The sequence below is a fragment of the Sphingobacterium corticibacterium genome (assembly GCF_004208525.1).
Taxonomy (GTDB): domain Bacteria; phylum Bacteroidota; class Bacteroidia; order Sphingobacteriales; family Sphingobacteriaceae; genus Sphingobacterium; species Sphingobacterium corticibacterium.
Genome location: NZ_SGIT01000002.1, coordinates 897,415 through 911,519, shown reverse-complemented (window position 1 = coordinate 911,519; position 14,105 = coordinate 897,415). Strand labels below are relative to the sequence as shown.

At 42.5% G+C, this 14,105-nt stretch carries 7 protein-coding genes; 6 read left to right on the top strand and 1 reads right to left on the bottom strand.

Translation table 11 applies throughout. The annotated features are described in order from the left end of the window. The first annotated feature begins 53 nt into the window (after positions 1–53). A complete protein-coding gene (locus tag EWE74_RS12225; RefSeq protein WP_130141813.1) occupies positions 54–1,484 on the top strand; it encodes an alpha-L-fucosidase in 1,431 nt (476 codons plus the stop codon). Positions 1,485–1,832: 348 nt separating this feature from the next. Here EWE74_RS12225 and EWE74_RS12220 read toward each other — a convergent pair whose 3' ends face one another. Continuing rightward, a complete protein-coding gene (locus tag EWE74_RS12220; protein ID WP_130141812.1) occupies positions 1,833–2,081 on the bottom strand; it encodes a hypothetical protein in 249 nt (82 codons plus the stop codon). Positions 2,082–2,170: 89 nt separating this feature from the next. Between EWE74_RS12220 and EWE74_RS12215 the strand changes: the two genes are divergently transcribed. The 5 genes from EWE74_RS12215 to EWE74_RS12195 all read left to right on the top strand — a co-directional run bounded on the left by EWE74_RS12215 (position 2,171) and on the right by EWE74_RS12195 (position 14,090). Further along, positions 2,171–3,394, top strand: coding sequence for a glycoside hydrolase family 88/105 protein (locus EWE74_RS12215; RefSeq protein ID WP_130141811.1), 1,224 nt, complete (start codon positions 2,171–2,173; stop codon positions 3,392–3,394). 311 nt (positions 3,395–3,705) lie between these two features. Beyond that, complete coding sequence (locus tag EWE74_RS12210) at positions 3,706–6,771, top strand: SusC/RagA family TonB-linked outer membrane protein (protein ID WP_206365219.1); 3,066 nt, start codon at positions 3,706–3,708, stop codon at positions 6,769–6,771. An 11-nt stretch (positions 6,772–6,782) separates the two neighbouring features. Then, positions 6,783–8,606: a RagB/SusD family nutrient uptake outer membrane protein gene (locus tag EWE74_RS12205; RefSeq protein WP_130141810.1), complete on the top strand. Its 1,824-nt coding sequence runs from the start codon at positions 6,783–6,785 to the stop codon at positions 8,604–8,606. Positions 8,607–9,182: 576 nt separating this feature from the next. Next, positions 9,183–10,820: a DUF4957 domain-containing protein gene (locus tag EWE74_RS12200; protein ID WP_130141809.1), complete on the top strand. Its 1,638-nt coding sequence runs from the start codon at positions 9,183–9,185 to the stop codon at positions 10,818–10,820. A 39-nt stretch (positions 10,821–10,859) separates the two neighbouring features. Beyond that, a complete protein-coding gene (locus tag EWE74_RS12195) occupies positions 10,860–14,090 on the top strand; it encodes a SusC/RagA family TonB-linked outer membrane protein (protein ID WP_165384706.1) in 3,231 nt (1,076 codons plus the stop codon). The last annotated feature ends 15 nt before the right edge of the window (positions 14,091–14,105 follow it).

The following is a 14,105-nucleotide window of genomic DNA, read 5'->3' as shown; positions in this document are numbered from 1 at the left end:
TCTATTTTATATATAAAACAGAAGGAATTATTCAAAAGAATAAAATATAGTCAATGATAAAACAACTTAGCTTCATAGTTTTGTGCATTATCTTATGTATAATTGGTTTAAACAGCAAAGCTCAAAAACAATATACACCTGACTGGGAGTCGCTTCATCAACATACGCCAGTTCCAGAATGGATGAGGGATGCTAAATTCGGAATTTACTGTCACTGGGGTGTTTACTCCGTACCAGCTTATGGAAACGAACAATATTATTTCTACATGCACCAGAATTCGGAATCTACAGATTTCTTAATGGGTGGACACAACCGGCATATAGAAATGTACGGGCCACTCTCCGAATTTGGGTATCATGATTTTATCCCTATGTTCAAAGGGGAGAAGTTTGACGCCGATGAATGGGCTACACTTTTTAAAGAGAGTGGAGCACGCTTTGCGGGTACGGTTGCCGAACATCATGATGGATTCTCGATGTGGGATAGTAAATATACGCCGTTCAATGCAAAGGAAATGGGACCCAAACGCGATATCATAGGCGAATTGGGGAAATCTATCAAAGCCAGAGGATTAAAATTTATAACATCGCTTCATCACGAAAATAATTACACCTATGTAAAGGTTAAGCCAGAATGGGCTGCTAACAATCCCAAATATGCAAAAATGTATGGCTGTCTAATGCCACATGAAGAGTGGTTACAGATGTGGTTGAATAAAAGTAATGAAGTTGTAGATAAGTACAGCCCTGACCTTGTTTATTTCGACGCGTGGATGGATCAAATTCCAGAGCGTTATAAGCTTGATTTTCTTTCGAACTATTTCAACCAGGCGCAGAAGACTAAGCAGGAAGTGATAGTCACCTACAAAAACAACGATTTTCCGCGAACGATAGGGATGTTGGATCATGAAATGTTTAGTCCCGACGAGATGGATTCTATCCCTTGGTTATGTGATTTGACCATTAGTGCTGGTTATCACCGGTCCTGGGGGTATGTCAAAGGAATGAAATTGTCTACGCACAAGGAGATACTCCATAAGTTGATAGAGATTGTAAGTAACAATGGTCATTTGCTGTTGAACCTTTCTCCGATGGCAGACGGGTCTATTCCGCAAGATCAAAAAGATGTGATGGCCAATGTAGGTGTATGGTTATGGTCTTACGGCGAGTCTATATATGGTACCCGGCCTTATGTCGTTTCGAACGAAATCACAGCGGATGGTAAACGTGTCCATTATACAAGGAAGGGAAAATCAATCTATGCTATTTTTCTAGATTGGCCGGGAACAGAAAAACAAATCACTTTGTCGGGACTAAGTAGCAACAATTTAAAAGGACAAATTAAATCAGCCACACTTCTTAGTGTCAAGAAAAATTACGATTGTGCTTTTCAAGAAACGGTCGGTAGCATTAGTTTTACCATTCCTAAGAACGGACGTCTCCCCTCCGATGTTGCACAGGTGATACGTTTTGACCTTATGTAAGTAATTATAATAGTAGGAGTAGCGTGAAGCTGATGACTGATGATGAATAGTGTCGTTTTCGAAAAGATGATACAGCAGATAAAGCGTGCGGATGGCATGCTTTCCTGTCGTTTTGCGGTACCTCAATAGTCCGTTGCGGTACGTCTTTGACCTGACGCCGTAGTTGTTGAGCTTGATGAGGGCCTTCGTGTGCTTGTCGAGATAGCGATATATGCTTTCTACATACCGCAATAAAGCACTGAGGTCCGTTCGATGTCTCCGGTTGTCCCTCGACGAGATGTATCGGTACGTCTACACGTTATATGCGTTCCTCTCTGTAACCTATTCCTCCGTCAATGTAGTCATCTCCTATCTCGAAAATGTTTTGAGCAACGGCAATACTGTATTGTCGTTCTTCCATGTCATGTTGATGCCGCTCATAACCTCCGATACGTATGGCGTATAGATGTCGAGGTACTTTTTGCGAGTATAGTTGTCCCTCAATGTGGTATTGAGGGGGCTCAGCAACGCATTGAGGTATCTCAACAAAGAAAAGAAGTCCTTCGTCAGTACAAAGTGGGAGCTCGTTAAGGCAAATAGGTCTCTCGCCGTGTTCATGTTGTTGCACAAAATGAAGCCAAAAAGTGGATAAAGCAAATAAAAGTCGTATTTTGTAATCTATTATAGACTATCGTAAATCAAAAAATATGTACAGAAAGTACCTCACCTTCCTTTTGAGTTCTGCATTGACCTCTCTTTTTTTCTGCAATTGTACATCCATCAAATCGACTGATGCAGATATTGATTATGCCCGTGAAATAAGCAACACTATTATGCATAAATGGCCAGACTCTTTATCTCGTCTGGATGGTAAGTCAGCGGGATGGTCGTACGATATCGGGCTTTATCTGGAAGCTATCTCCAACGTTTATGCGCGGACAGGTGAGCAACGCTATTATGATTATATCGTAAAGCAGATGGACAGATTTATACTACCCAACGACAGTATTCGCTATTATACGCAAGATAGTTACAACATAGACTATGTGAGAAACGGAAAAATCTTATTGTACCTCTATGAAAAGACAACAGATAAAAAGTATCAAGATGCAGCGAAGTATGTAAGGCAACAACTGTACACACACCCGCGTACAAGCGAGGGCGGCTTCTGGCATAAAAAGGTATACCCGCACCAAATGTGGCTGGATGGTTTATATATGGGGCAGCCATTTTATGCGCACTACAGCAAAATCTTTGGCGAAACGGAAAATTTTACCGATATCGCTAGGCAGTTCACCTTGATGGAAAAACACGCTCGAGATGAAAGAACAGGGCTATTACATCATGCCTGGGATGAGCGTAGGGAACAAAAATGGGCGGATAAACAAACCGGCAAATCGCCTCACTTTTGGGGAAGGGCAATGGGCTGGTATGGTGTCGCGCTAGTGGATGTACTGGATTATTTTCCACAGGATCATGCGGATCGAAAAACGTTGCTTGATATTCTCAACCGCTATGTGGAAGCCGTGTCCAAGGTGCAGAATCTGGAGAACGGTCTATGGTATCAGGTACTGGATAAAGGAGAAGAGAAGCAGAATTATCCCGAGGCATCGGCTTCATCCATGTTTGTGTATACCATGATGAAAGCCGTTAGATTAGGTTACATCTCTGCAAAATATGGCGCTATTGCTGAAAAAGGATATAATGGAATGATCAAGGAATTTATCGTTAAAGGTGATGATGGCTATTATCACCTCAACGGGACGGTCATGGTCTCTGGTCTTGGGGGTACACCCTATAGAGATGGTTCTTTTGCTTATTATATGAGTGAACCGGTCATACAGGATGATCCGAAAGGAATGGGGGCTTTTATCCTTGCAGCTAATGAGGCTCAACTTAGAAAGGATAAAAATGTGGCTTTTTCAGAATGACGCTACAATAGCCTCTCTTATCTTCTTAAAAAAAAATCGTAATAATACAGCTGTCGCATGATGAGACAGCTTTTTTATTGTGCCGGCATAATCTAATTTCCTTTATCGGCTATCGAATTATTTGTATCGGAATCCAAGTTTTTTTGATATACCGACCATGTATATATTCGAATGCTAATATGTTATCATAATAGGGCAATGCATTATAGTAATTCCCGTACGCTTTTTATCAACTTTGTTTGCTATAACTAACAGTTACAGACTGTAATAATTAGGAATTTAAACAAAGCAATTTTCAACCAATGAATTCTATGTTTTTTAGAAAAAGAGCGATACGTCGGAATGCCCGACTATTATATGCTCTGGTTGCTATGGTACCCGGAACGGTATCAGCAACATATGTAAAAACCTCGTTTCCGCTGCATGCTGATCGGTTTGTCGATATTACGGGAAAAGTTGTGGATACGAATGGACGTCCGATTTCGGGGGCTACTGTTTTTGTTAAGGGAAGTACAACAAGTGTGGGAACAGATCAGTCGGGGATTTTTAGGATGAATCTTCCTACCGGCAATGAAACCCTCGTCGTATCGTATGTAGGTTATAAATCACAAGAAGTTGCCGTCGATGGCCGGCGGGAACTGACAGTTGTATTGGAAACATCTTCTGACCACTTGGATGAAGTGGTCGTAATTGGATATGGTACGGTCCGACAACGCGATCTCACCGGTTCTGTTGTTTCGGTGAAGCCGGAAGATATTGTCGCCAACCCTGTAGTGAATGTAATGGAATCTTTGCAAGGTAAAATTGCTGGTGTCGATATTAATAGAGGTTCTGGAGCCGTAGGAACTAACCCTAATGTATTGCTGCGAGGAACCCGCTCTATATATGGTGACAATTCGCCCTTATATATTGTCGATGGTGTTCCGGCATCGTACGACCAGATTAACCCGTCTGATATCGCTAGTATTGATGTGCTGAAAGATGCGTCTTCAACGGCCATATATGGTTCTGCGGGGGCAAATGGTGTTGTGATCATTACCACTAAGAAAGGACAAGATGGCGTATCTAAAGTTGATTTCGATTCTTATTATGGATTTAGTGGTACTCCTCATTTCTTTAAGGGCATGGTCGGCGAAGAATATATTACTTATCTACGGGAACGCTATAGAACTATCAACGGACAGTATCCGGAAGATATCTCTGATTTATTGAATGTCGAATCATTGGAAGCCTATAACAATAATAAATGGATTGATTGGATAGGTGAGATAACGAACAATTCTTCAACGCAAGAAAAATATAATTTATCGTTCAGCACTGGTATCCGGAAAACGAAAGTCTATGCTTCTTTTACATATGCAAAAGAAGGAGGACTGTTGACAAATGAAAACCAAGGCCGTGCCGGTGTTAGGTTAAATTTGGATCATGAAGTGGCATCATGGTTAAAGGTAGGGACAAACTTAAATGTCAATTATACGAATAGAAATGCACGAGGAAATAATATTTTTACCCGGTCATTGGCCGCTTATCCACTCGGGGATGTATATGATGAATTTGGTAATGTAAACATTGAATATATTGCTGGTGAAATCACTCCACTAGGGGATCAATTGCCTGATCAATATGCAAATAACACACGATCTACATTTTCAAACTTAAACGCGTACGTAGAGTTGTCACCTTTAACCGGACTAACGTTCCGTTCCAATGTCGGAGCGACATTAAACAACTCTCGGAATGGGGTTTATATCGGAAGAAATGCATCCTCCAATGTAGCTTCGGGATATGCTGCTCCGTTGGCTTCGATCTATAACAATTTTGGATACAGCTATATCTGGGAAAACGTTTTGACCTACAATAAAAGGTTTAATGACGCACATGATTTAACGCTAACAGGAATAACTTCTTGGGCAGATAATAGAAGCGACAATAACAACTTGCTGGGACAAGGGCAGGAGTTGGACTATTACCTTTTCTACAACATCGGGAATGGAACCGAGAAGCAAGGCCTAGCTTCCGCTTATGAGCAAAAACAACGTTTATCTTTTGCTGGAAGGCTGAACTACAGCTATCTCGGGAAATATTTGCTGACGTTGACAAATCGATGGGACGGTGTTTCGCATCTTGCGGAGGGGCATAAATGGAGCGCTTTCCCCGCAGTGGCGGCAGCATGGCGAGTGTCTGACGAAGAATTTATGTCGTTTTCACGTTCTTTTTTGGATGATTTTAAAATACGCTTTGGATATGGTGTAACAGGAAATGCCGGTGGTATGTCTGCTTATGCTTCGAAAACACAGGCTTATACTTATCAGGCGGTTTCACTGGATGGTGAGCGTGTCGCACACGTTCAGAACTTGGGAACCTATTCGAATCCATCCATTACTTGGGAGAGAAGTCATAACCGAAATATAGGGGTAGATTTATCTTTGTTTAATAACCGCATTGGTTTGGCCTTTGAAAGCTATAACACCGATACCAAAGGATTGTTATTCCGGAGAACATTGCCGATTACGTCGGCCATTACAGCGTGGGGATCCCCACTGTCTACCTGGCAGAATATTGGTGAAACAAATAACAGGGGGATTGAGCTGTCGTTGCGAACAGTTAATATCAGGAATAGCCAGTTTGAATGGGAATCCAATTTTTCGTTCACTAAGAACAAAGAGAAAATCGTAAGTCTACCCGATGGTGATGTAATTGCACAGAAATTATTTGAGGGGGAGCCTATCAATGTTCACTATGATTATAAGTATCTGGGCATTTGGTCTCAGGCTGAAGAAGAAGAAGCGGCAAAATATGGTTCCCAACCGGGAGGTGTAAAAGTTGCCACCAATGAAAAATTTGATGAAGATGGCGTCAGTGATAATGGCGTGCATCCATATACCGATACGGATCGCGTGATACTCGGTACGACCAACCCAAATTGGCTATTGGGGGTGAATAATACCTTTAAATATAAAGGATTTGATATGAATGTATTTACCATGATACGCTGGGGGCAGATGATACATAGTAATTTAATGGGCTGGTATACGACAGGCGATGGTGGCCAACCGAAAGGAATCGATTATTGGACACCAGAAAACGAAGGCGCTTATTATCCACGACCAGGTATTAATAATACAACTGGTATTTCAGCCTTACGCTATGTGGATGGTTCTTTCCTGAAGATTAAAACCATTACGCTCGGATATAGTTTGCCGCAACGCGCCTTGGATAAGGTATTTACGAAGCGTGCCAGAATATATGCGACAGCATACAACCCTTTGGTATTTACAAAAGAAAAAGCATTGAAAGGAACCGATCCTGAAACCAACGGGTCGGATACTTTTCCACTCTTTGCCAGCTACGTAATCGGTGTTAACTTTTCATTTTAAACATGTCAATTATGAAATTCATAAATAAATATAAAAACAAAGCAAGTTGTGCGTTAGTCACAGCGTTGTTGCTTTCTTCTTGTTCCTTAGAAGAATATAATCCTTCCGGATTTACGATTGAATCGGTAGCAACATCATCTGTCCAAGGATATAGAAACTTGGTGAATAATATCTATTTCGGGATGGAAAGAAGATTATATGGTTATAATCAATGGATGATGTTCACTGAAGGAGGTACCGATTTATGGACCTATCAGAAAAATGGGATATCGTGGAGTCAGTTTTTTAAATATGGGGCGGGGGCGAATATTGCTCCTAATACGGGGAATGATGTATGGAATGTATGCTACGATGGCATAGGATCTTGTAATCTAGCAATTAGGTATGCAGATGTCGCGCCGTTTAATTCTAACGAAGAGCGAAATGCTGTAGTTGCCGAGGCTCATTTCATGCGTGCTATGTATTATTATAATTTGGTTGAACAATTTGGAGGTGTTACCGTTACCACGGAGCCGGTTACTGATGTCGATACCCGTCCAGAGCGAACAGCTCCATTAGCGGTCTATGAAAATGTGATTATACCGGACCTGGAATTTGCTGTTGCATGGCTACCCGTAGATAATGGTATTACAAAGCCTTCGAAAAAATCAGCACTTGGCTTGTTGGCGAGAGCTTATTTGCAAACGGTTCAGTATGATAATGCAAAAGGTTACGCCGGCAAGGCTCTCGAAACCGCGAAAAAGCTGATCGATGATTGTGAAGCTGGCGGAGGTATTTACAATACCTATCTATATCCTACATTTCAGGAAGTGTTTGCAGAAGCAAATAACCAAAATAATAAAGAAGCGTTATGGGCACATCGGTTTGTTATAGGAGGTGTAAGTAACAATGCCTGGAACATGAATATGAATAACGAGCTTTTTTATTGTGTGGTAACAGACTTTGGTGCTATACAGCAGGCAGGAACCACATATACCACTTGGGGTGGACGTTCAGGCGGACAGTTTATGCCGACAAATCATCTTTTACAGCTCTTTGTACAGGATGACGGTACATTAGATCCTCGCTATCATCAATCGTTTCAAACAAATTGGGACACCAACCGCGATAATTTTTCCTGGTCAGAAGCAAACCTAAATACCTTTGATCGGAGCAACAATGTGCAGGAAGGGAGTCAGTTGGTTCGAGGAGATCGGGCAATTGAATTTGTACATACGAATGAGGAGGATTATGCCGATCGTATAGCAACAAAGCTAGATCAGAATTATTTGGTAGTTGACTTGGAGGATGTATATGATGTCAATAACGGAACTGTAAAAATGCAGTACGCAAGGAAAAACCGTCCTTCATCGGATGGAAATGCAGTGGTAAATCCATTTTTTTCCTTTTATCCTTCGCTTTCAAAGCATAATAGCAGTAATTATTACGAGAATAACCCGGCAAGCAATCGATATGGGAATCTGAATGCAACCTTTATGATGCGTATGTCAGAGGTATATTTGATTGCTGCAGAGTCGGATATCTATGTGAACGGAGGAGCGAATGCTACCGGTTATATTAATAAAATTAGAACCAGAGCAGGAGCTAGACCATTGTCAGGTACGGCTACCGTAGATGATGTCTTGAATGAAAGAGCGATAGAGCTTTGTGGGGAATATGTGCGATTCTATGATCTAAAGAGAACAAAGAAGCTTAGTAAATCAAACTTAATGGCGACTAATCCTGATGTGGGAACGTATTTTATGGATGGCGTGCATGAGGTGAGACCGATCCCGACGAATTTCTTGAACACAATTCAAGACGGAGGAGTTTATTATCAGAACAATGGATATTAATAGTTGTTAAAATAATATAAGTATTGGTAAATAAGGCTGTTGTGTACACAACAGCCTTTCTTTTATGATATAAGTGTGTTTGGTACAAAAATGCAAGTACTTGTGTCCATCTATATTTTTTTATTTCAGATGGTTTGCATCTCTATTTCATAACATAAATCTATTATGATAATATTTTATAATAAAAGGACAATGCACTATAATATATATGTAACGTTTATTATCAACTTTGTTACAACGACTAGCGATTATATATTTAAGTACGGGATATTTCTTTAGTTCTATGTTAATATAGAAATAGTGTCCAAGAAAAAATAGGAGGAGAAGTATCACGGATATTGTGAAAAGAGGAGAAAGAATGGATGTGTACTCTGTACAATATTGACAGGGTGCAACAAGTGCAACCGATTGTTTTTTGCAATAAACTAACTGAGAGAATTACAGCATAGTCATTAACATTTTAAATAATGTAAAATTGCTTTCTGCTATACGATTATAGCGATACAGGAAGATATAGATAAATTTTTTATAAGAGTCTAAGTAGTAATTTAAATTAATAACAAATAACCTAAAAAGATGAGATTAAAAAAGTTTACAAACTATGCCATTTCATTTTACCGAACAGGGCTTCTGATGCTTGTGTTAGCTTCGATCTATTCATGCAACAAGGATAGTGTGACCGGGCCTGCAACGAGTTTAACAGAGATGAGAAGTGCGATTACGCTTGTGCATGCCGATACCTCCCTCGTGCTACGTTGGAGTCCCGGTGTGGCCGCTTGGGAAGGCGATGATCGTCAAACAACCGTGTCGTATCAGATTCAAGTCTCCGCAGACCCAACCTTTAGCGATGAAAGTCAGCATGCGCTTGATTTAGAAACAGATTCCACCTGGATTTTTCTAGGCGATGAAGAGATTGTGCCATTGCAGCAGTACTTCGCTCGCGTACGTACGGTGGCAAGTACAGGAACTGGGTCTTCCGGATGGATACGCACTAGTAGTTTTCAGCTGAAACCCATCGACCTGTTTCGGCCGATTAAAGTCTGGAGCCTCACGGATGAAGCTGCTATTTTGGGATGGGCGACACACGGTGAGCTGACGACCTTAGTTGTGGAAACAGCTGAGGGCACGAATAGGCAGGAGTTCGACGTAAGAGACGATAAGATAGTCTCCAAACTAATAGAGGGATTGTCATCTGGAAAAAACTATGTAGCGAGACTCTTTCGTCATGATGACAGACCATTAGGTGTGTTAGAATTTACGACGAAACCTACGGTGGAACAGGCAGGTTATATCGATTTGCGTGCTTCTAGTGACCCAATGATCTTGCAAAACACCTTGAATAAGGTGCCAGCCGGAAGTACGATTGCATTGAAGAGAGGCATGACCTATACGATCACAGAAACCTTCAAGCTTGATCGTGATGTAACGATAACGAGCGAACCGGGCTTCGGTAATCAGGCACGTATACAGATGTCTTCTTCTTTTGACATAGCGGAAGGATCGCAGATTAACTTGATCAAATTCGAGGATGTGGAAATAACAGGAGAAATGACAAGTACTTATGCTTTCAATTTATCTCCGGCGTCTACCATAAAAAAAATAGAATTTGAAGCTTGCCGGATATCGGATCAAAGAGGTGTGGTGCGTTTAAAAGATGCAGGGTCGAAAATCGTGGAAGACTTTGTGATCAACAATTCTATTGTCCAGAATATCGGAAATTATGGACTGCTTGCCCCCGACCATGTGGATGGTACTGTAAACAATATCCGCTTGACAAACTCTACTATTATCAATGCAGAGTGGATTGTCCGATATAATAATTCGGCGGTTAATCATTTGAATACTATGATAATGGAGAATATTACCTTCTTCAATGCGCCACATAGTAATCGATTCATTATTGATATGCAACGGACAGGAAGTACGATCGGTAGCTTTACCGCTCGCAATACGTTATTTGGCTATACGGCAGGAGGGCGTTCGTTTAATCGGTTTGTGCCGAATTCGGTTTCCGCAACGAATAACTTCGCTACGTCTGATGCGATCTGGGGTACCTCGGCGACTCAGGGATTGGCAGCAGCAGGTATCGTGCGCTATTCAGCGACATCGGAGCAGGTTTTTGCGGCGCCCGATATGACCAACTTCGCCAATAGCGATCTGACGATTGTCGATGCAGCGTTGTTTACTGTCGGTGATCCACGTTGGAGACCCTAAGTGGAGTGGGGAATAATAAAGATGAAACCTATTTTTAGAATGAATAAACTTAAAATGAAGTATATGAAGAGTCGTGCTGATATGCCCTTAGCTTTTCTAAAGGGAACACGAAATGTGCTGCTGGCTTGTTTGCTAGTCACTCCTTTCGTCGGAGTGGAAGCGGCTGATATACCTGCTCGAGAGTTGACGAAAATCGAGAGTTTTGTCAACATAACAGGGAAAGTTATCGATCAGGATGGCAACCCAGTCGCTGGCGCCACCGTTTTGGTAAAAGGAACAAAGTCGGGGGTACAGACGGATAAAGATGGCGTATTTAGGATAAATACGCCTGAAGGAAATACACAGCTGGTCGTGAGCTTTGTTGGTTACAAAGTGCAAGAAGTCAATGTTGGTGGAATGACCAGCATCACCATCACACTGGAATCCAGCGATGCGATTGAAGAAGTCGTTGTTACAGGATACGGCACGCAGAAGCGTTCCGAAATTGTGGGATCCGTGGCGACGATAACAGGAGAGGAGCTGATGGATATTCCGGCACCCAATATTGCCGGGGCCTTACGAAACCAAATCGCAGGTGTAGGCGTGAGCGAAGCCTCCGGTCGACCAGGATCGCGTATCTCGCTGAATATCCGTGGGGCGACGACGAGTGAAGTGGGGGGGAGTATCGGCGCAACATCCGAGCCACTTTATATTGTGGATGGAATTACCGTATCCAGTGATGTATTCGATGCGCTGGATCCTTCCATGGTGGAAAATATCACTTTCTTAAAAGATGCATCTGCCGCCATCTATGGGGCAGCTGGTGCGAAAGGGGTAGTTCTTGTTACCACCAAGAGAGGAAAGCAAGGGAAACCGAGTATATCTTACAACGGTTACTTCGGAATTACCGACGCAGCCCGAAAACCCGATTTTTTGACAGCCTATGAATTAGCACAGTTCTTGAACGAAAGTGCATTTGTAGGGAATAAGGCAGAAAGTGAAATGTTTTCGGAAGCTGATTTGGCCTATTTGAGGGGCTTAGATGCGGAAAGTTGGTATGATCAGCTGTGGAAATCGGCAGTGATGCAACGGCACAACCTCAATATTTCCGGTGGGGGCGAGCGTACGACCTTTTTCGTGGGAGGAAGTTTTCAGAATCAGAACGCGAACTATGCCGGGATGAAAAATGATAAGTATTCTTTGCGCAGTGGCTTGACGACGACTATCGTTGAAGGGTTAACGGCGGATATAGCTTTTAACCTCAATCATAATCTTCGGGAAAGCCAAAACCAGATCGGTAATGAGACCGATGCCGATTTCTACTCTAAATTGATTGCGACCCCGGATTGGATTCCGATGTATATCGATGGACTCCCCGTGAATATTAAAGGTCAGGGTAGTAATCCTTTAGCCGTTATTAACTCAGGATATCAGCAAACAAGTAAGTCGCAGGATTACAACATCAATGCCAGCCTGAACTGGGCCCCTTCCTTCTTGAAAGGTTTTTCCGCAAAACTGCAGATTTCACAAAGAGGTGGGAACAGCAGTGGCGAACAATATATACCACCTTATCGAATGTGGAATTTTCAACGTATAGGCAACAACGGCGAATTGTACTCCAATAGCTTAGTCGCAACGGGAGATCAATATACCGAAGTGCTTCCTAAAGCAAGTTCTACGTTGGATGCGAGTTTAGGTAACAATAGTGGCTATCAGGGTTTTGTTACGTTAAACTATAATGGAACCTTTGCCGATCATAGCATCGGTGTGGTTGTAGGAGCGGAACAAACGGTATCGAACAGCGATAATTTGTCGGTTCGTTGGCTAAGCCAGGCGATTCCAAACCAGATGGACTACTGGGCATTTGACCTCCATGATCGTCCGAGCCGTTCTATAGGCGAAACGAGTAAACGCTCCGGGTTTGGGCGCCTAAGCTACGATTATAAAAAGAAGTACCTTTTGCAGGTAGTGGCGCGTCTCGATGCTTCGTCCAACTTTGCTCGAGGTGACCGCTGGGGCTGGTCACCGAGTGTAGGAGCTGGATGGATCGTGAGTCAGGAAAACTTTTTCAAAGACAATGTAGACTTTGTAAACCACCTGAAACTGAAAGTGAACTGGGGAATTACCGGAGACGATCGTGTGTCAGAGCGTCTGTGGCAGGAGCGATATAAAGTCGATATCAACAATGGTTATATGTTTGGTGACGGAAATTATGGTATAGGTCTCAACCCCTCTGACTATCCCAATTTGCTGATCACCTGGGAGAAGAAGCGTTCGTTTAACTTCGGGATTGAAACCACGATGTGGAACAATCGCTTAAACCTAAGTGCGGAGTTCTTTCAAAACAAAGTGTTTGACGGATTTGACCAAGGCGTATCTACAACGAATCCGCTGTATTCGGGTCTAATAGCACCACCCGTAAACTACCGGGAGGCCTATAATTGGGGGTCGGAGTTTTCTATCGGTTACAATACCCGGATTACAGACGACTGGAGTATCAATGCCGGCATGAACTTCGGCTGGGGGAATTCTGTTGTAACCAAGATGATGTATAATCCGAATGCGTTTACAGAGAAAGATCGTACGCATGGTGATTGGTTAGGTACTAAATTCGGTGTGGATCCTCGGAAATACAATACTGGTAACATTGGATATCTAACAGACGGGATGTTTCGTACACAGGAGCAACTGGACGCCTTTATGTCCGAAAATCCCAACTATACCATTAACGGTATGGTGCCACAGGTGGGCTGGATGATCTACAAAGATACCAATGGGGATGGTGTGATTAACTACTTAGATAAAGACTTTATGTTTGATCGTACCACACCGGTATTCTCAACAGGTATCAATCTTGGTGTCCGTTACAAAGATTTTAGCTTAAGAACAAATATCATGGCTCGTTTTGGTGGAAAGGTGTTCGTGGATAGCCGGGCGCGGACGAAGCCGAACTACGAAACCAATGTGCCGATTTTCTGGCGCGACCGTTGGACTCCGGAAGACCCGATGAGTGGAAAGTATCCGAGATCGGATGACCCGTATATCAACGACGCAGCTGATATCTGGGCATTGAATGGCACAACGATCAGGATCAACAACATGACGTTGAGTTATGCCGTCCCAGCGAATGCAGCTCGCCGTATAGGCTTGTCGAACGCACGGATATTGCTGACGGGAAATAACCTCTGGACACTGGTCAATCCGTTCAGCTACAAGGATCCATATAGTCCCCAGGTATATAATTATCCGATCGTCCGGACAATATCAGTGGGTTTGAGTGCTAGTTTATAAAATTAATACGAAGAG